Origin of the sequence: Veillonella sp. (assembly GCF_041333735.1) — a bacterium.
In the GTDB taxonomy this organism is placed as follows: domain Bacteria; phylum Bacillota; class Negativicutes; order Veillonellales; family Veillonellaceae; genus Veillonella.
This window is the reverse complement of the sequence record NZ_JBGKFB010000001.1, coordinates 1,532,624-1,553,031: the sequence shown is the minus strand read 5'-3', so window position 1 is coordinate 1,553,031 and position 20,408 is coordinate 1,532,624. Positions and strand designations below refer to the sequence as shown.

Below are 20,408 nucleotides of genomic sequence, written 5' to 3'. Positions count from 1 at the left end.
ATTGGCAACCTCCCCATTTTGTTACCGCTGAAATATATGTTAAGACATAGAAAAAAGTATGGTATACCATACTTTTTATAAATTTATATGTAAAAATGTAAAGAATTATGACTAAACTCTCTATTTTTACCGCTAACTCAGTATACTATATATGGTGGTTGTTTTCAAGAACAAATACAATATAAAGTAAAAATAGGCTCTTTTAGCCATGCCAATACAGCATGAATAAAAGAACCTATATAAATTATAATGTAAAACCAAATAGACGTGTCAAGAAATTGGATTTTTGACCTACCCAACTAGAAGGAACCGCTGGATAGAATGTGCGATCAGCTAAAAGATCGCGTTCATTGAGATGAATATTCGGCAACAAATCTTTTTTGTACGTACTATCTAATTTAGAAATAGCTTCTACGTAGCCTTGATGTGCTTGTACATCACTTTCATTACAGTAACCAGTACCAAAGAAGTGAATTAGACCATTGCGATATAATTCAATAGCTCTATGATAGTTAGCATTGCTATGATTAAAGGAAGCCATATTACATTGAATTAGTATCCCTTTATCTACCCATTCCAACAATTGCTCTGGTTTAGTAAACAATTGACGATGTGTCTCTACTTCACTAATGATAGGAACAATCCCCATATTAAGCAAAGCTAGCAACCATGCATTAATGTGATGGACTTTGCTATTTTCAGGAATGGACACTAACATAAAATGGCTATTTCCCAATAGATATTGATTGCGATGAGAAGCAATATATTCAATCATTTCATCACAAAGCAAAACTCGAGCACCACCATGAATAGTTACATCCACTTGTTGTTCCCCTACAGCAAGCTTCACATCATTCAATGTTGTTTCCATCTCATCCCATGTATTCATATCCATAGATACGGTTACATCAGGTGTACTAAAAATATCTGTAATACCTTGTTCAGCCAAAGATTTTATCATTTTTACTGATTCTGCCATTGTTTGTGGCCCTTGAGGCCCTAACACAGCTGGCAAAATGCAACCATGTAAGTCAACCACGCGATTCATATTCTTTCCCTTCTACTTACGATAATCCCTTACAGAAATCGTTCTCTTTATAAAGTTCATGTTTATCTCATTTATTTTTCATTTTCTATTCATGATTATATCAAGGGAAAAGTGGCTTGTACAGTGGTTTTTATATAAAAATAGATAAATTATAATATGTTCATTTAATATATTTTTTATATTTTCATGTTATCTTCATTAAAAATACCTCATAATCGCTAAGATTATGAGGTATTTTTACATATTTGTATATTATTAACAATTTAATTTTTAAATGTACTTCGTTTATACCTGATGTAATGAACTAGCTTCACTATTAGAATACCAATAACAACACCAACAGTATCAATCAAAATATCAGAAATCTGAGAGCTACGCCCTGGTGAAAACAATTGTATAAATTCATCAAGACTAGCTATCAACATGCCTAAACCTATGGTCTTTATTACGGTACCGTATGTAATATATCGACGTAGAATCGTATATAAAACACCACCAAGGATTGTAAACTCTGTAAGATGGGCTAACTTTCGAACAATCCTATTCAAGGTCCATATATTTCCATGAAAGCCTAACTTATTTACTATAGGAGCAAAGATCTCTGCAAAGAGCAAGCTAATTCCATCTGAAGATCCGCCATTTTGCATCGAATTATCCCATATAAAAAATACAATTAGACCTAATAGAATATATAGTATCCAACGTTTCATATTACTCTCCTAAACGCCATAATACATATCTATCTTAATCGCGGTCAAAAATATCTCTTGTATAAACTTTACCCTTCACATCTTCTAAGCTCTTATCCCAACGATTAGCCACTATAACGTCACTAACACGTTTAAAGTCTTCAAAGTTGCGAATAACAGGTGAATTAAAGAAATCTTCTGCATCAAGAGTCGGTTCATAAACAACTACAGCAATCCCCTTTGCCTTGATACGCTTCATTACACCTTGAATTGCAGATGCTCTAAAATTATCAGAATTCATTTTCATCGTCAAGCGATAAATACCAACAATTTTAGGATTCTTCCCTATAATAACATCTGCAACATGATCTTTACGAGTTCTATTAGCATCTACAATAGCAGAGATTAAATTTTGTGGAACATCATTATAGTTAGCTAATAATTGCTTAGTATCTTTTGGCAAACAATACCCACCATAACCAAAGGATGGATTATTATAGAAGTCTCCAATACGAGGATCTAAACAAACACCATTAATAATTTGACTTGTACTAAGGCCACGAACCTCAGCATAAGAATCTAACTCATTAAAGTATGCAACGCGCAAAGCTAAATACGTATTAGCAAATAATTTAATCGCTTCTGCTTCCGTAGAATCTGTATATAATTGAGGTACATGTTCCTTAATAGCACCATCAGCTAAGAGTTGTCCAAAACGGCGGGCCCGTTCAGAGTCTTCCCCTACTACAATACGGGAAGGATGTAAATTATCATATAAAGCTTTACCTTCGCGTAAGAACTCTGGAGAGAATATCAAGTTCTCTGTATTAAATTCCTTACGCATTTGAACGGTGTACCCAACTGGCACAGTGGACTTAATAATCATAACAGCATCTGGATTAATATCTAATACTGTTTTAATAACTTGTTCTACAGAAGAGGTATCAAAAAAGTTCTTTTGAGGATCGTAGTTAGTAGGCGTTGAAATAATAACATACTCAGCACCTTTAAAAGCTTCTACAGGATCTAATGTAGCTTTAAAGTTTAACTTCTTAGTAGCTAAATACTCCTGCAATTCCGCATCTACAATAGGCGACTCTTTGCGATTTAGCATTTCAACCTTTTCAGGGATAATATCGAGGGCCACCACTTCATTATGTTGTGCTAATAAAACACCATTTGAAAGGCCTACATAGCCTGTACCAGCAATTGCAATCTTCATTTATTTGCCCTCCGTCATGTAAAACGCTTTATACCATATAGCAAATTTCCGTAACCCTTCACGTAAAGATGTATTTGGCTTGAATCCAAAATCTTCTTCTAGAGCACTTGTATCTGCATAGGTAACAGGTACATCGCCTGGTTGCATCGCCACTAATTCTTTATGGTCTTCAAAATTATAATCCTCTGGTAATACGCCCGCAGCAACTAATTCCTCTGAAAGAATACGCACAAAATCTAGAAGATTTTCAGGATGACTATTGCCAATATTATAAATAGCATACGGAGGAACCGGTAAACCATCGGCACCGTTGCGACGTTCTGGAGCTGCACACATTACCTTAGATACGCCCTCTACTATATCATCGATATAGGTAAAGTCACGTTTACAGTTACCATAGTTAAAGATTTTTATAGTGCCACCGTTCCGCAACGTATTAGTAAAGCCAAAGTATGCCATATCTGGACGACCTGCTGGACCGTACACAGTGAAGAAACGAAGCCCTGTACTAGGAATGTTATATAACTTGGCATACGAATAAGCCAATAATTCATTTGATTTTTTAGTAGCCGCATACAGAGAAACTGGGTTATCTACTTTATGCTCTGTAGAGTATGGGATTTGTTTATTCGCACCGTATACGGAAGAAGATGATGCATAGACTAAATGCTCTACTCCACTTTCACCGTTATCATACGAATGACGACAAGCCTCTAATATATTGTAGAAACCAATAATATTAGACTCGATATAAGCATCTGGGTTTGTAATAGAGTAACGAACACCAGCTTGTGCTGCTAAGTTAACAACAACACGTGGTTTATAGGTATAAAAGATTTCTTCAATAAAAGCCTTATCTGCAATATTACCTTTTTTAAAGATCCACGTATTTTTATTATCTTTGCTCATCTCATCAATTTGTTGCAAACGATAATCCTTTAAAGCCACGTCATAGTAATCATTAACAGAATCTATGCCGATAATTTGAGTTCCTTCTGCTTCAGATAAAAGGGACATAACGAGATTAGCCCCTACAAATCCAGCGGCTCCCGTTACTAGGATCACCGTATTGTTTAAATCTACATTTTTTGAAAGCATATGTACTCCTTTCATAGTTCTGTTAATTATGAGCGTCTTACTTTACGTAACACTTTATTAACGCCAGAAGTAATAATGGTACGCTCAGATGGAATGATACATAAAATAACCACATATAGTATTACGCATAACATCATACAAACTATAGTCCACCACACCGCATCATATATATGTAAAACACTATACGCAATAGCGCCAACAATAGATGCGGTAACTAGATATACACCTATATTAGTAATCACCCGGAGAGCACTCATATGTATAAATAATGCTAAGAAAATCATAGCAACCATTAACATTTCCATGCGTACTATTGAGCGAGCATAGACAAATGTACTAAAGTCATACTGAATACAAATATAAATGACTGGTATTAATACAACTAAATGTAATATTTGAGTCCAGAATGATAAATTAGGAACTCCTTTTGCACGAAATATTTCGGAAATGAGATTAGCCGTAACAGTCATAATAGCTGAGCTTAATGCCCAAGAACCTAATACGATACCTGCCAATTTCCATTGTGGTCCCAGCAATAGATTCACAACAAAATCTTGGAATACAAACAATCCCACCCCTATAGGCACTAAGAATAGAGCCATATAGCGTTGGAAGGTAAAGAATGTATTTGAAAATGCTTGTTGATCATTCTGAACTCGACTTAAGGCTGCAAATAAAACCGGTGCCAATGATGAAGTGGCCATAGCCATAACAGTCGTTACAATAGCCATAGGCATTTTGTATATTCCTAAATAATAGGCGTCTAAGAAGCGACTAATAATGAAGGTATCCACCCAAGCGGTAAGCCATATTGAAAATGCCTCTGCTAGTGACCATGCACTATAGCTGAACATCTTCATAAAGACCTGCCCACTAAAGAATAAATGGATTTGATTCTTCCTGCTCTTTAATAAGGCCAAAGCCGTAAACAACTGAGCCCCTAACATACCGGCGATTAACGACCAATAGTCATATCCCATGAGTGCCATAGGTATCGATATCAATATAGGCGTTAGAATTGTAATGAGCCGGATATTAAGAAGAAACTTAAAATTAAAATCCCGTCTGTATAATGCCATCTGTACACTGCTAAAAGCAGATAGCGGAATCATGGCCCCCATTACAGCTAACGGTATACCTAAACCATCATTACCGACCAATATAGCCAACTCATCACGACCGACTATAATAGCCCCCCATAAGACTAGAGAAAGCACTAAGTTGGCAATAAAAGCTACATCTGTAGCCTCCTGTTTCTCTTTATCACTTTCAAATTCATGCTGTACAAGAAACTTTTGAAATCCTGCATCAGCAAGCATCTCTGCAAAGGATATAACCATCATAATCGTTGCCAATATACCAAACGCCGTAGGCGCTAGCATATGGGCCAATATTATATTTGTTAGTGGTGTAATAAGCTTTGCTAAAACTTCTGTTATGACAGACCATTTAGCAGCAGCTACTATTTTAGTATCCATTATTTTCTATTGATATTCTTAATGCCCCGCAAGAATAATTCATGGTGAGCTTCACATTCTAAGTAGTTTTGGATTGCCAAATAACTTGTTTTTCCTAATAGGAGTTGCATTAATTTTCGACCAAATAATGCATTGATTGCACGTATAATAAATGATCTACCAATAAATTCACGTAAATAACGCTTTACATGTGTATCGGCAAAATCTTTATAGGCTTGTACTACAAAATGAGCATCTCTAATGTGTTCACTTCGTTGTTTATAGGCTGTCAAAGTTTCATCTGCTTCTGACTCAGTAGCTAAACGCGTTCCCATTTCCGTACTACGAATTGGCACTTCAGAGATAATAAAACTATCCTTTGTTGCCTCTACATTGATTAATAAAGAGTCTTTAACAAACTCCTTATGCTGTATATAGAATTCGGAGTTAAAGATAAAGTTACCTTGACCATAAATAATAGTCCCATTGCCATAGTCTTCACGAGAGCCTATACAATGACTATGTTGACAAACGACAAGGTCTGCCCCTTTATCAACAAATTTACGGCAATATCTCTGTAGCATTGGTGATGGATAGCGATAAAATTCCTTCCCACCATGATATAAAACGATGACATAATCACAGGTCTTCTTTAGTGCTTCAACATCATCAAAGCTTTCTAATACATCAAAGGGATTGGCCCCCATTGTATGACAAGAGGCAACGGTAAACTCATGTTCTGCACACATATAAAACCCTATGCGTATACCGTCCTTTTCAAAGATAAACGGCTTTTTAGCTTCCTTTACATTAGCACCAGCACCGGCATTTTTAATATCATGCTTTTTTAATAACTCCAATGTAGTAGTTAAGCCTTCCACACCATGGTCTAAGGAGTGATTATTAGCCAGTGTTAAAAATATAGGTTCTAAAGCCTTATAACCGTATATTGTTTTCGTAGGCGACTTTAAATTATTACCAAATTTATCAATCGGTGTAGATGCATCAGTTAAGGGTACCTCTAGATTAAACACATTTAAATCAGATTGCTTAAAGAGTCCTAATAATTCTTTACCAACTAAAGCTTCTATATTACCAGTTTCAAATAATACTCTATTTATATCCGTAGGAACAAAATCAGCTCCGATGTACAGTTTCAAGGTGTAACCACTCTCCCAATTCATAATCTTTTGATATAGGACGAAACTGTTCTAATCCCGCACCAGGGAAGAACGTTAACTCTCCAATATACAGTCGTCCCTTTATTTCATAGAAATCAACACGTAAAAACGGGCAGTCTTTACTAAGTTCCGTAGCAAGTCTTAACATCTCATCATATGTTTCAGGTCTCGGGAACTCTGTTGGCAACGGTGGATAATGACCAAAATGAATACCCATAGGTTTCCAATCAATATCATAGAAGTTCATACGCGTTCCAGTTTTAGAAAAACGGTCAGAACAAACTACTGTCATCTTTGGTTCACCGTGGAAACAATACATCTTATAATCTAAGATTTCATTGCTACCTAATTCAGATAAGTATTCCTCTGCGATAATCCGACGAGGAACCTCCTTATAAGGCCACTCCCTAGCAATACGTGAATAGTCCCGTTTTAAGGATGTTCTTAATTTAGCTTTGGCGGCTTCCCGATCAAGGGATGACTTATCTTTACAAATAACGATGCCCCCACTATCATGTGTACACTTCAACACAAACTGATTAGGCAACGCATCAAAATCAATATCCTCTACGGAGTTCCAAACAGCAAGGGTGGGAATTATATATTGATCACCTACACGGTGAGCAATAAAATTTTTAGCCTCATGCTTATCTACCATGACCGTTTGTACAGGCTCTCTATAATTAACCTTTAGCCATTGTAACTTTTCGCTGAAAGTTTTTGGATTCTCTAAATCTAAAGGATATCCCATGTATTTAGGAAATACCTTCTTTAAAAACTCTTCATCAGATAAAGAGTCATAATAACCTAATTTGATCAATACTCTCGTGCGATAGTAAGGTTTTGTTAAAAAGGACATGCCAACTTTACACAACTTGCTGAGCTTCATTTTTACGTCCTTTCCGGAGCAATTGCACCTCTAAATAAAACATCATCATATAAAAATATGTACTTTTACTTTCATAAGAAACCATGCCCATATCCATAACAATTTGAGAAAGGAATAGAATCAGTACCATTACGTATTCATTACTATGAAAGTTCCGATAACGAATTAAGTTATAGGCAATGTATATATACATTGAGTAATACGCCAATAAGCCAATTACACCTGTACCTGCTAATAGTTCAATATAGTTATTATGTAAGTAGTAATTCTCTTTACCGTATACGAAATAGGTAAATACTGAAGGGTTATTTACGCCAACCCCAGTTATAGGGGATTGATAAAATAAATCCCATCCAATATCAACCAAAGCCATACGGATAATAGTTGATGAATCGCCACCAGTACCAGAAAAGGCATCCACCATACTCGACATACGGTCTAGTACCTCTGAAAACATAGGCAATTGTAAAACTGCAATACCAATGATAGTAAGAGCTAACAATGACCCAATAATCTTAGCAATAGAATTCACTACATTAGCACTGCGTAAACTTTTAAATACAAATAGTAAGACTGTACCAACAACAACGAACACTAACGCTTTACGACTGCCGGTAGCCGCTAAAATTCCCAATGTAGGTAAGGCTATAATATTCCACCAACGAGGACGATCATACAACATATAATACAATGTCATAACGATCGCATTGGCCCCTAATAAACCTACTGTATTCGCATTTAATGCATCATTGGCAATTCGAGCAGAAGATGACAAAACGGTAATAAAATAATCTAAACCATAGAAATATACAGTATAAAAACAAACTATATAGCCAGTCCACATACCAATCTTTAATAATGTGTCTACCGATTTTTTATCTTGATAGCACATATATAGAATGATAAGCATAAAGAATATCTTGACGATATCAAAGCTTCGACTGAGTGCTACAGATGGCTCTATAGCATTAATAGTACTCAGATAACAGGCTCCAATGAAGAGGAGCATATAACCATGCAACCAAGTAAGCCTAAATTTAATAACTCCCCGCTCTCGAATGAGATAACAAATAATAAGTCCAAATAGGCATACAAATAATACATAAGCACCATAATTCGCATCGCCAAGGGCAAAGGAAATGGTCAACGACAACACTAAAAAAATTAGAGTTATGAACCATATCATGCGGTCAGCAATAGCCGTAATATTTAACTTCAATGGTTCTCCTCCTTACAACTCATAAAACATCTAACCAACGTTTAGCAATTTTGCATAGTGGGAATTTGTCACGCACCTTAATGGCTTCTCGGGAAAGTTTAGCTGCTAGTGCAGGATCTTTTAGAACGCTACGCATGGCTTCATACATAGCCTGTGTATCTCCTACAGGCACCAAGATACCATTCTCTCCACTTGTTATGACCATACGAGCCCCACCTACTGGACAGTCTGTAACAACTGTAGGCAAGCCCATGCCTAACGCTTCAAGCATAGAGTTTGAAATACCTTCAAAATCAGATGACGAAACATACATAGAACAAGGTGCGACCTTCTCTAAAATATTACTAGCAAAGCCAGGCAATAAAATTCTATCCTCTAAATTAAGAGACTTAATTTGAGCTCGTAGTTCATCCTCTAAAACGCCTTGGCCATAAATGACGAGTTTATACTCTGGGAACTCATCTGCTAGCATACTAAATGCATTGATCATCATAGGCAAGTTCTTCTGAGGATGTAATCGACAAGCTGTAACGATCGTCTTTTCACGTTCCCCCTCAATTGGTGGTGGCAATTTACCATTAATAGGATTTGGAATGATAACACCACGCTTTTGTACAGATTCAGGGAAATATGAACGAGCATCCTCCGTTTGGAATACTAACGCATCAGCAAAGCGAAAGGCAAAATTACGCAATGCTTGTTGATGCCAACCAATAGGCACCTTGCGCGGATTATTTCGCTCCGAAAAGACGATGCGATTCTTCACAAACCAAGAGCTAATGGCGAGAATAAAGCTCGATGCTGACAAAAACGATAAGCATGTTGCGTTAGTTCTTGTCTTCAAAATCTTGATCAGCTCTTTAATTTCCTGAATAAAGCGAATTACTTTATTAGAGCTTGTAGTATGAATCTGAATTTGTTCAATACCTTCCTCTAAAGCATATTCATTACCATAACGATTAGGGCTTGTTTGGATAACCGTAATATGGTGACCATCATGCACCCACTGACGAGCTAACTCTGTTAAAATGCGTTCAGCCCCATCGTTACCGAGGGAGATGGTAACAATAATTATTTCCTTTTTCATAAGCCTTCCTCTTGGATATATTCTGCAAGTCTTACATAGGCTTGTGCCATTGACACTTTAGGCTGCCAACCTAAAGATTTCAACTTCTTAGAGCTTAAGAACATGTGAACTGTCGGTGCGTATCCCAAACCCTGTACATCTTCTGGAATGTCAAAAACTACTTCACTTTTTCCATGACTTACATGCGTAGCTACTAGATGCGCAATACTTGCTATGGAGCGAGTTTCCTCATCATGGCATACATTGTATGCTTCACCAGCTTCGCCGTCCTTCATAAGGGTTAAAATGCCCGTTAATGCATCCGTAATATAGCAATAATTAGACATAGAATCGCCCTTTGTATGAAGTACAATATTTTCATTTTTTAGAGCACTTTTAGTGAATTGCATAAATACGCGATTATCGGAAATTGGAACACCTGGTCCAAAAGTTTGAGCAAGTCTAGCTATAACAGCAGGAACTCCAAATTCTACAGCATAGGACTTACAATAACACTCACATAATCTCTTACTTTCAGAATAAGAGCTACGCACATTTAAATGATCTAAATAACCTAATCGTTCTTCAGTCATTACTTGTCCAGATTCATAAGGCACACCATACTGTTCCATGCTCGATAGGTATACAAGTTTCTTTACCGTTTTATGACGGCCTAGTTCAAGCATAGCTTCCGTACCATGAATCGAAGTACGAATCGTTTCTACAGGATGCTCCATAAAGAACTTAGATTGTGTTGGTGCTGCACCATGTAAAATATAGTCACAAGGCACATCAATAGATTCTAAAGAACCATCGATAAGTGTAATAGAATCATTATCTAAATAGTCACCTAGAATAGCCTGTGCTTTGTCATGACTACGAACATGGCCTATTACCTTTATATCCAGATTATATGTCTCATTGGCAAGTATAAGCAGTTTTATAAACATAGAGCCAATGAGTCCCGTCGCACCTGTCACTAAAACACGCTGATGGCAGAGGAAATCAAAGTACTCTTTATCTTGTAGTAAAGCTGCTAACTCGCGTTTAATAACGGAATTACTCATCTTGTAATCCTCCTAATTCGCGGTTCTTAATAATACCTGTGAACATATAATAATCAGATGGTGTCGTAATCTTTATATTTTCCGTCTCCCCTAATACTGGATATAGAGTGTAGCCATAATGCATCATCATGGACGCAGAGTCTATAAAATTATGAGTACCTTCTGCTTTTGCTCGATCATGAACCGATAGAATATCGTCTAGTTTAAAGCTTTGAGGTGCTTTTGCCATAAGGCATTGACTACGATTTAATATTCGATTGATAGAACCATTATCTGTAATCATAACGGTTTCAATAGCAGGTGTAACAGTGATAGCAGACCCCTTTGTTTCTACAGATTCGATATTTCTCTCTATTGTTTCCTTATCTACAAGCGGTCTAACACCATCGTGAATCAATACGGTAACATCTTCATTAGGAAATAAACGCTTCGCTTCTGCCAATCCATTATATTGAGAATCTAAAGCACTTTCTCCACCTGGAACAATGGATAGAACCTTTTTTAAACCAGCCTCTTTGATGAGGTTCTTGGTGTGATCAATCCACTCTGCTTTGCAGGCTAGAACAATGCCATCAATTAAGTCCGTTTGTTCAAATACATCTAAAGTTTGTATCAAAATAGGTCTACCGTTCCATTCAAGAAACTGTTTTGGCGTCTTGCTGTTATTCATACGAGCACCTACGCCACCCGCAAAGATTACTGCTATTCGTTTCATAGGCCCTCCTTAAGGTTGAGCTTCGTTTTTGGCATAATGTTTGCCTCTATACTCCTTGTAAGGTGTATGCAAATCAGCAAATACAGCATCATGTTTAGCTACGCGCTGTTCTACTGGAGGTAATTGCATATAATCGCCCCAAATGAGACGCAAATATCTTTCATACCCTTTCATAACTGGTATTTGATGACCTTCAAAGTCCTTATATACAACAGATTCGAAGTCTTCTCGAGGATGACGCAACTTCATCCCTTTCAAACTACCAATTAGTTCAGTACACTCCTTACTCGTATTGAAATCGTATTTAGTCATTTGCTTTTCCGCAAAACTCCAAATATGATAACGTAACGACTGACTAGAAAATACCTTGTAAATACATCCTGCTAATGCACGATACATCGGTCCTTTATTATCAGGCAATCGTTGAGCATTAAAAAGTGCAAAGGTCATGGCCCACATCAATTGCAGTGTACGACTAATTTTTCCTGGTGCACATCCATCAATAGGCATAATTTCAAGAGCCAAACCATGACAAATATCTTCGTGCATACTATGACGATTAATAAATGTCGTGTTGTTATCTCGAATAGAAGCACCCGCATCATGATAGATATGATTTCGATCAGTTCGACAATAAGTATACCGTTCTGTATCTGCATATTTAGGCCATAATTCAGCTAATTTTTCATAATCGGGACGTGGCATAAATAAATCTAAATCATCATCCCAAGGGATAAAGCCATTATGACGTATAGCCCCAATGAGACCACCGCCACAGAGGTAAAAGCGCAAATTATGTTTGTCGCAAAACTCTTTAAAGTACAGCAACATAGCAAGCTCTTTTTCTTGTATTTCCTTTGTCATAGATGTACTCATAGGGACCTCTTTCAACGTAATACAGCTAGTACTGTATCAACCATCGTTTTAATATCTTGTAGAAAAGAAAATTCTTTAATACTCTTTAAATTCCAAGCCATCTTGCCTGGTAATACCTCATTAATATAGACTTCATCAACATTTTGCGCATTTTGTAAAAGTTGATCTTCATCTTTATAAGCAATGCTTGCCACACTAGTTACCCCAGCTGGTAATAATAGGGTTGCCTTCATTTCATCGGTATAAGCCGCCACATAGCGAGGCACTTCTGGTCTTGTGCCGACAAAGCTCATATCGCCTAAAAGGATATTGATAAGCTGAGGCAATTCATCAAGACGACAACTACGAAGCATATTTCCAACCTTAGTAACGCGCATATCATTTTGTGATGTTACTTGAGCACCTAATGATTCCGCATTTTTTACCATTGTGCGGAACTTATAAATACCAAAGGTACGACCATACTGTGTAACACGTGTTTGACGAAAGAAAACCTCTCCTTCGCTATCCCGTTTAATCATAATGGCTAACACAAGAAATACAGGGCTCAATATAATGAGCATCCCTGCGGCCATAAGGCGGTCAAAAATACTTTTACATAAAAGGCTCCCACGCTTTTGATTTAACAATTCAAAATAAGGACGCACAGCTTCACACTGCAGCTCTTTTGGGAGATCGTGAAAGTTTTTTACTAGCATTCCGTAATAATCCTTTTAAACTGTTTAATGATATATTGCACTTCTTCATCTGTTAGCAATGTATGAAGAGGCAATGTGATTTCATTTTTAAACTGATTATAAGCATTTGGATAATCATCGATGGTAAATCCGAAATTCTTATAAGCCGTGTGCATCGGAATTGGTTTGTAATGTACATTCGTTGCAATGCCAGCTTCAGCCATAGCTTCAATTACCTTGTTGCGATATTCAGCATCTTGTCCATCTAAACGTACTAAATACAAGTGCCCACTACTTTGATGTTCATCAGTATAATGATGTAGCAATGTAACCGGTAAGTCTTTAAAAGCTGCATCATAAGCTTCGATGATTTCTTTACGACGTGCTAACAATTTTGGGTATCGCTCAAATTGAGCTAATCCAATAGCCGCCATAATATCGGTCATATTACATTTATAATAGGTACCTTTAATATCATATTCCCAAGCGCCTGCTTTTGTTTTAGCAAGAGCATCCTTATCTTGACCATGCAAAGATAATAATTGGAATTGCTTATAAATAGCTTCATCATCGATACCATCTATGTGTCGCCATGTAGCACAGCCCCCTTCAGCAGTTGTAAAATTCTTTACTGCATGGAAGGAAAAACTACTAAAATCAGCTACATTACCTGTTGGTGTACCTTTATATGAAGCCCCAAAGGAGTGTGCACAGTCCGCTACAATAGGAATATGTGCCAATGCTTTTTGAATATCATTAGATGGTGTAAATAGAGATTTCTTTTCTTCTACAATGGAACGCAAACGATCGTAGTCACAAGGGACCCCTGCAATATCTACTGGAATTATAGCTTTTGTTTTTGGCGTAATAACACGAGCCACAGCATCGTAATCCATTTCAAATGAATCTTTTTGGGTATCTACAAGAACTAGTGTAGCCCCCACATGAACAACAGGACTTGCACTAGCGGTATAGGAATAAGCACTAGTAATTACTTCATCACCGGGGCCAATACCTAATACACGAAGAGACATCTCAAGCGCCGCGGTAGCAGAGTTTAAACAAACAGCTTTAGGTGTACCTAACTGTGCCGCAATTTTTTTCTCTAATTCTTTTGTACGCGGACCAGTTGTAATCCAACCACTTTTTAAGGCTTCTACAACTTCATTGATTTCTAACTGTGTAATATCTGGAGGGGAAAAATTAATTTTCATATACATCACCTCATGACTTTCTGTACCTTATGGATACGCTTGATTTATCAAATCAAATTTATATTAATTACTATTACGCATCAATTACGATGGATCCTAGTAGAGGAATACCAACCTGAGTCAGTCGTTTTTTTGCTTCTATTAGATCTTTAGGACTAGCTACTTCATTTTTAACAACAAGCATAACGCCATCGGATTTTTCCGCTAATACAATAGCATCCGTAACATCTAATACAGGCGGTGTATCAATGATAACCACATCGTATTCATCGCGAATATATTCCCAAATTGTAGATAACTTACTAGAATCTACTACTTCAGAAGGATGCTCAACTATCTCGCCCGCAGTAAGCACATCCAAATGAGGAATTATATTACGATGAATCGTCAAATCTTCATCCATGATAACTGCATTTGTAAGACCTTTATTTTGTACATTGAATGCTACATGCTGTACTGGATTACGTAAATTACCATCTACTAAAAGAACTTTATTATTATTCTTTGATAGAGCTATTGCCGTATTAGCCGCCACCTCAGAGGTACCTTCTCCACTAGTAGCAGCTGTAATACAAATTATCTTACTTTTATGTTGATTGCATACGTATTGTAAATTGCTGCGCAATGTACGATATGCCTCTACAAGTGGTGTATCACCACGTTCATTAGAAATTAGTCTTATCATATTAACCTCTCACTTTGCGCCACAATGCTACGATACGATTACTAGGTTCTTCATATTCCTTTTCTTCATGATTTGGAATGACACCTAAGTTTTCAATACCAAGAATCTCATTGATTTCTTGTACGGATTGAACCTTGCGATTACAGAAGAACTGACCCAATGTGTAAAGGCAACCAAGAATAATTCCTAAAATTGCAGAGCCTAATAAAATAAGTACTTTACGAGGAGCAATAGCTTTTTCTGGCAATGTAGGAGCATCTACGATTTGCACTTCATTTGGCACCATTACTTCTGCTACCTTGGCTTCTTCTAAGCGTTTAGATAGCATTTCGTAAATATCTTGTGCTACATCTACATCACGTTTGGCTTGAATATAACCACGTTCTTTTTCTGGTAAGTTTTTCATAGCCTCTTCGTTTTCTTTATCAAGTTCAGCCAATGTAGACTCTTTGCCTTGTGCTACGGCTAAAGCCGCTTCATTTCTGAATTTATCTGCTAATAAACCTTGCTGTGCAGAGTTGCTAGATGGTGCTTGTTGGGATGCAATAGCATTAATTTCAGCATTTAAACCACTCTTAGCTTCTTCGATTTGTTGGTTAATCTCTTTCATTGCCGGATGCTCATCAGTATATTTACCAACATAGGAAGCCTTACGAGATTCTAAGTCAGCTAATTGTCCTTTATATGCTTGAACAGTTGCACTATCAGCAATACTTTTACCTGCAGAGCCTAATTGTTCATTAATACTGCCTAAAGCGGCTTGCGCCGTTTCCAAATCCAATTGGTTTTGAGCTTTCTCACGATCAATAAGGGTAATCTTATCTGTTAGCCCCTTCATTTGATCCGCCGTGGAATATACCTTATTGTCCACTTGGAATTGTTGTAATTTCTTTTCTGCTTGACCCAATTCTTCTTTTGCAGTTACCACACGTTTTTGTAAAAATTCTCGTGTCGTCCGTTGCTCAACATGGGAAATATCTGCCAAGCGCTTTAAGAATGTATCAATTAATAATTGATTGGCCTCTTGTGCTTGTTCTGGACTTTTACCAGTTACACTAACTTGTAATAATTCAGTTTCTTTATATGGTTTTGTTTCAATACGCGTTTTAACAAACTCTTCGTATGTAGGTGCTTTACCTGTTCCTTCTGGATCTTCAATCGCTGCAATAACAGGTTCTACAACATTATGACTCTTTAAAATTTCAGCATCTGTATTCATCAATTGACGTGCCATAGAGTCAGAGTAACCATTAGTACTTGATAAAACAGAATTACTTAATCCTTGAGATTGTTTAATGCGCAACATAGATGTAGATTGATATGTAGATGGTGCTAAGAGACCATATGCACCACCCAATACTATACATGCTACCGTAATATTGATAATCTTACGACGTCGTTTAACGAGGACTCTACCGACCTCTTTTAAATCAATAATTTGTTCCACCCATATACCCCTTTCTGTGAAAGTATACAAACAACAGGGTCTCTCCCTCTTAGGAATCGTTACTGTATATCTCCCTCTCACGTAGACTACAGCTCTAAATAAATGATTGTAACTAAATTGTTATACATTATGATTTGGATGATATGTAGGAACGATGTCTTGTAATACATTGATTACATCCAAGTCAGATTTACATGTTTCAAAGCGATCAATTTCACGGCTTAACCATTCTTGATCTACATCCTCTAAGGCAGCTTCAAAGATTTTCTTATGTGTAGTTGTATTAGTACCTTCTTCAGCAGTTAATAATTCTTCATATAGCTTTTCACCTGGACGCAAGCCAGTAAATTCAATGTGAATATCTTTATCAGGCTCAAATCCAGAAAGGCGAATCATATTTTTCGCTAAATCAACAATTTTTACTGGTTCACCCATATCTAATAAGAACACTTCACCACCATTCCCCATTGCACCAGCTTGTAATACAAGTTGGCTTGCTTCTGGAATAGTCATAAAGTAACGAGTCATTTCAGGATCTGTAACTGTTACAGGTCCTCCAGCTTCAATTTGTTTGCGGAATAATGGAATAACAGAACCGCGACTACCAAGAACATTACCAAAACGAACGGTAATAAACTTTGTATCGTACTTGTGATTCATACCAAGTACAACCTTTTCTGCCACCCGTTTCGTAGCACCCATAACACTTGTTGGATTTACCGCCTTGTCTGTGGAAATCATAACAAAACGTTCAACACCATGTGCCCCTGCTACATCTGCTACATTACGAGTACCATAAATATTATTTAGCACCGCTGCAATTGGTTGGATTTCCATAAGTGGTACATGTTTATGAGCTGCAGCATGGAATACTACATCTGGTTCATAGTCAGTAAAAATTTGGTCTAACTGATTTTTATCTCGAATATCAGCAATAATGGGAACCAAAGTCCCTTCAGGTACAATGGATCGTAACTCTTGGTGAATAAGATAAATACTATTTTCACCATGTCCTAGTAACAATAGTTTTTTAGGTTTTACCCGCAGTACTTGACGACAGATTTCAGAACCAATAGAACCACCTGCACCAGTAACAAGAACTACTTTATCCTTAAGATATGGTTCCACCTTAGATGTATCGAGATGAATTTCATCACGCTCTAATAAGTCCTCGATAGAAACAGGATGAAGATGGGATACAAGGACTTCGTCATCTAGTAACTGGTACATCCCCGGCAATGTATTAATCTTACATTTAAGAGGAGAGCAGATTTCCATAATCTCACGAATGACATCGCGCTTTACAGATGGCATGGCAATGATAATTTCTTCAACCTTATATCTTGCTACAAGCATTGGAATATCTTCACGATTCCCTAAAATTCTAAAGCCATTCATAAGACGGTTATGTTTAAACATATCATCATCAACAAACCCAATGATTCTTCGAGACCGCTTATGATAACGTTCGATTTCACGAGCTATCGTTGCACCGGCATCACCAGCACCTATAATGAGTGTATTTACTTGGCCACTTTCACCATCGTCCCCATTACTATAATGAAGTGCCACATAATGAAGTAACATACGTCCCATACCAACGGTACCGGTAGTTAAAAACCATGTAATAAAATAGATAGAACGTGGTAAAGATTTGCCAAAAGCAAACATGGAGGAATAAAAGATTGCTGTACCAATAGTTGTAGCTACAAAAACAGCTAGAACCTCTCTCATCCCTGCATAACGCCATATGCGCGTATATAGATGCATAACCAAGAACATCAACATATATGAAACCAATAATAATGGTAATGCGTCTACCATTTGATCAATATATCGAGGTTCTATATAACCATCAAATCTAATAAATAAACTGATAAATGCAACAATAACAATCGTCGCAATATCGGCAATAAACAGTATGGCTGGTAATAAATATGAACGCAAAAGAACGCCCCCTTATATGTGAGATAAACCCTATCCTTAATCCTTACCGATACGTGATACCATGTATGCACCAGTCAAAATTGGAGCAATATCACGAGCAAAGTTAATACGACTATTTTTAGTCAAGTAAAGAACATCCCCTTCTCGCATAATATAGTTTTCGGACATATCTCCAGTTTGTAACATGCGATTTAAATTAATAGGAATTGGTTTTTCAGGATTGTCTTGATGAATTAAGTAAATTTTCTTTTTAGCTGTATCCCAGTTAAAGCTACCAGCAGCACCAATCGCATCAATAACAGTACTAGACTTAGTCAATGTATAAGCACCAGGCTTATTAATCTCACCGAATACGTACACCCGAACTCCTCCGAGTTTTGTAACATTTACAGTAATTTCCGGATTAATAATGTACCGAGATAAACCTTGCTGTAATTGGGCGGTAAACTCATCGACGGTTAAACCATCTGCTTTCACTGGTCCCACCATAGGGAATGATACATATCCGTCAGGGCGAACAGTGTACATAATATCGTTACCATTACGTGTACCAAGATCTGCTTGTTGTACAACTTGAATAGTTAGTTCATCACCTTGTCGTAGACGATACACCTTATCAGAGCTCACTACAGATGCACTAGTTTCTAGTGGTGCGTGTCCTTCAGTTTGTAATATTTTAGAATCGTAAGACTGTTCAGTTGTTACATTAACAGATGCAGCCATGGATGTTGTTGTGGCACATAAGAATGCGGCCATCATCATATACTGTTTTTTATTCATATTTTACCTCTTTGATTTACATTCAACTCACTCAATACAACACTTTATTTTTTTAGAATTATTAATCCTAAAAAATCGGTTAAGTTATTTTATCATTATTTTAAACTTTCTTCCATAAACACAGCCCGTTCTGAGCTAACTTCATTAAACCTTTAAGAATAAATCGCGTAAATATCAGGTTTTCACCATTTTATTATGTGTATTTTTTTACGCATTTCACTCATATTTCACTCGATTTTTTCATTAAATTTAGATACATAAATAAAAAATATATAAACTCAATTCATAGTCGATTCATAAAATCATCAAATTCTCATCAATTTTATTGATTAAACAAAAAAATAAGGTGTATATACTAGTTTTCTAGTATATACACCTTATTAAAAATTTTAGATAAGTCTATTGACTTAAAGTATTAATTATTCAACACGACCGCCTAAATATGCTTCCATAACGCGAGGATCATGACGTACTTCGTCAGCAGGACCAGATAATACCATCTTACCTGTTTCCAATACATACGCATAATCAGCTATTTTTAATGCTTGTCGCACATTTTGTTCTACCAAGAGAACAGTAGTTCCTTCAGCACTAATCTCTTTGATAGTTTCAAAGATTTCGTTTACTACTAATGGTGCAAGACCCATAGATGGTTCATCCAATAATAACAATTTTGGACGTGCCATAAGGGCGCGACCAATAGCCAACATTTGCTGTTGACCACCAGATAGTGTACCACCTAATTGATAACTACGTTCATCAAGAATTGGAAAGCGTTTAAATACTTTTTTGATATCTTCTTCAATCTCATTATCGTTACGGATATAAGCACCCATTTCTAAGTTTTCATAAACGCTCATATCTTGAAGGATTTGACGACCTTCAGGAACTAAAGAAATACCACCATGTACAATTTGATGTGTTTTATGACCAGTAATATCTTGGCCTTCAAATAATACTTTACCAGATGTTGGCTTTACAAGGCCCATTATGGTCTTCATAGTTGTAGACTTACCAGCACCATTAGCACCAATCAAGGATACAATAGAACCTTGTGGTACTTCTAAACTGATATCTTTTAAGGCTGTAATATGTCCATAACCAGCCACGATGTTTTCTAGCTTTAACATA

At 36.8% G+C, this 20,408-nt stretch carries 19 protein-coding genes; all 19 read right to left on the bottom strand.

What is annotated here, in order from left to right; all coding sequences use genetic code 11:
- Positions 1-244: 244 nt before the first annotated feature.
- Entirely contained in the window at positions 245-1,048 is an 804-nt protein-coding gene (locus ACDF53_RS07105) for a CpsB/CapC family capsule biosynthesis tyrosine phosphatase (RefSeq protein WP_298633048.1), read from the bottom strand.
- A 263-nt stretch (positions 1,049-1,311) separates the two neighbouring features.
- Positions 1,312-1,758 carry a VanZ family protein gene (locus tag ACDF53_RS07100; RefSeq protein WP_370815854.1) on the bottom strand — a complete coding sequence of 149 codons (447 nt, stop codon included), beginning with the start codon at positions 1,756-1,758 and terminating at the stop codon, positions 1,312-1,314.
- A 34-nt stretch (positions 1,759-1,792) separates the two neighbouring features.
- Positions 1,793-2,959 (bottom strand): nucleotide sugar dehydrogenase, encoded by a 1,167-nt coding sequence (locus tag ACDF53_RS07095; RefSeq protein ID WP_370815853.1) that lies wholly within the window; start codon positions 2,957-2,959, stop codon positions 1,793-1,795.
- Positions 2,960-4,057 carry an NAD-dependent epimerase/dehydratase family protein gene (locus ACDF53_RS07090; protein WP_370815852.1) on the bottom strand — a complete coding sequence of 366 codons (1,098 nt, stop codon included), beginning with the start codon at positions 4,055-4,057 and terminating at the stop codon, positions 2,960-2,962.
- A gap of 26 nt (positions 4,058-4,083) precedes the next feature.
- A complete protein-coding gene (locus ACDF53_RS07085; RefSeq protein ID WP_370815851.1) occupies positions 4,084-5,535 on the bottom strand; it encodes a lipopolysaccharide biosynthesis protein in 1,452 nt (483 codons plus the stop codon).
- The gene (locus ACDF53_RS07080) at positions 5,535-6,674 is read right to left on the bottom strand and encodes a CapA family protein (protein WP_370815850.1); all 1,140 of its coding nucleotides are present in this window, start codon (positions 6,672-6,674) and stop codon (positions 5,535-5,537) included. The genes ACDF53_RS07085 and ACDF53_RS07080 overlap by 1 nt, the downstream gene beginning before the upstream one ends.
- Positions 6,652-7,584 (bottom strand): ATP-grasp fold amidoligase family protein, encoded by a 933-nt coding sequence (locus ACDF53_RS07075; protein ID WP_316061636.1) that lies wholly within the window; start codon positions 7,582-7,584, stop codon positions 6,652-6,654. Before ACDF53_RS07075 ends, ACDF53_RS07080 begins: the two co-directional genes overlap by 23 nt.
- Positions 7,562-8,803 carry an O-antigen ligase family protein gene (locus ACDF53_RS07070; protein ID WP_370815849.1) on the bottom strand — a complete coding sequence of 414 codons (1,242 nt, stop codon included), beginning with the start codon at positions 8,801-8,803 and terminating at the stop codon, positions 7,562-7,564. Before ACDF53_RS07070 ends, ACDF53_RS07075 begins: the two co-directional genes overlap by 23 nt.
- A gap of 19 nt (positions 8,804-8,822) precedes the next feature.
- Positions 8,823-9,890, bottom strand: a complete 1,068-nt coding sequence (locus ACDF53_RS07065; protein ID WP_370815848.1) for a glycosyltransferase — start codon at positions 9,888-9,890, stop codon at positions 8,823-8,825.
- The gene (locus ACDF53_RS07060) at positions 9,887-10,936 is read right to left on the bottom strand and encodes an NAD-dependent epimerase/dehydratase family protein (protein ID WP_370815847.1); all 1,050 of its coding nucleotides are present in this window, start codon (positions 10,934-10,936) and stop codon (positions 9,887-9,889) included. Before ACDF53_RS07060 ends, ACDF53_RS07065 begins: the two co-directional genes overlap by 4 nt.
- Positions 10,929-11,651, bottom strand: a complete 723-nt coding sequence (locus ACDF53_RS07055) for a 2-C-methyl-D-erythritol 4-phosphate cytidylyltransferase (protein WP_370815846.1) — start codon at positions 11,649-11,651, stop codon at positions 10,929-10,931. The genes ACDF53_RS07060 and ACDF53_RS07055 overlap by 8 nt, the downstream gene beginning before the upstream one ends.
- Before the next feature lie 9 nt (positions 11,652-11,660).
- A complete protein-coding gene (locus tag ACDF53_RS07050) occupies positions 11,661-12,527 on the bottom strand; it encodes a phosphorylcholine transferase LicD (RefSeq protein ID WP_370815845.1) in 867 nt (288 codons plus the stop codon).
- Between the two features lie 11 nt (positions 12,528-12,538).
- Positions 12,539-13,225, bottom strand: a complete 687-nt coding sequence (locus tag ACDF53_RS07045) for a sugar transferase (protein ID WP_105089010.1) — start codon at positions 13,223-13,225, stop codon at positions 12,539-12,541.
- Positions 13,219-14,418 carry a DegT/DnrJ/EryC1/StrS family aminotransferase gene (locus tag ACDF53_RS07040; protein WP_370815844.1) on the bottom strand — a complete coding sequence of 400 codons (1,200 nt, stop codon included), beginning with the start codon at positions 14,416-14,418 and terminating at the stop codon, positions 13,219-13,221. The genes ACDF53_RS07045 and ACDF53_RS07040 overlap by 7 nt, the downstream gene beginning before the upstream one ends.
- A gap of 73 nt (positions 14,419-14,491) precedes the next feature.
- On the bottom strand, positions 14,492-15,103 hold the full coding sequence (locus ACDF53_RS07035) for a CpsD/CapB family tyrosine-protein kinase (RefSeq protein WP_370815843.1): 612 nt from the start codon (positions 15,101-15,103) through the stop codon (positions 14,492-14,494).
- A gap of 1 nt (position 15,104) precedes the next feature.
- Positions 15,105-16,550 (bottom strand): GumC family protein, encoded by a 1,446-nt coding sequence (locus tag ACDF53_RS07030; RefSeq protein WP_370815842.1) that lies wholly within the window; start codon positions 16,548-16,550, stop codon positions 15,105-15,107.
- Positions 16,551-16,670: 120 nt separating this feature from the next.
- Complete coding sequence (locus ACDF53_RS07025; RefSeq protein ID WP_370815841.1) at positions 16,671-18,497, bottom strand: polysaccharide biosynthesis protein; 1,827 nt, start codon at positions 18,495-18,497, stop codon at positions 16,671-16,673.
- A 36-nt stretch (positions 18,498-18,533) separates the two neighbouring features.
- Positions 18,534-19,277, bottom strand: a complete 744-nt coding sequence (locus ACDF53_RS07020) for a polysaccharide biosynthesis/export family protein (protein WP_303939726.1) — start codon at positions 19,275-19,277, stop codon at positions 18,534-18,536.
- A gap of 419 nt (positions 19,278-19,696) precedes the next feature.
- Positions 19,697-20,407: an ABC transporter ATP-binding protein gene (locus tag ACDF53_RS07015; protein WP_060924775.1), complete on the bottom strand. Its 711-nt coding sequence runs from the start codon at positions 20,405-20,407 to the stop codon at positions 19,697-19,699.
- Position 20,408 lies beyond the last annotated feature (1 nt).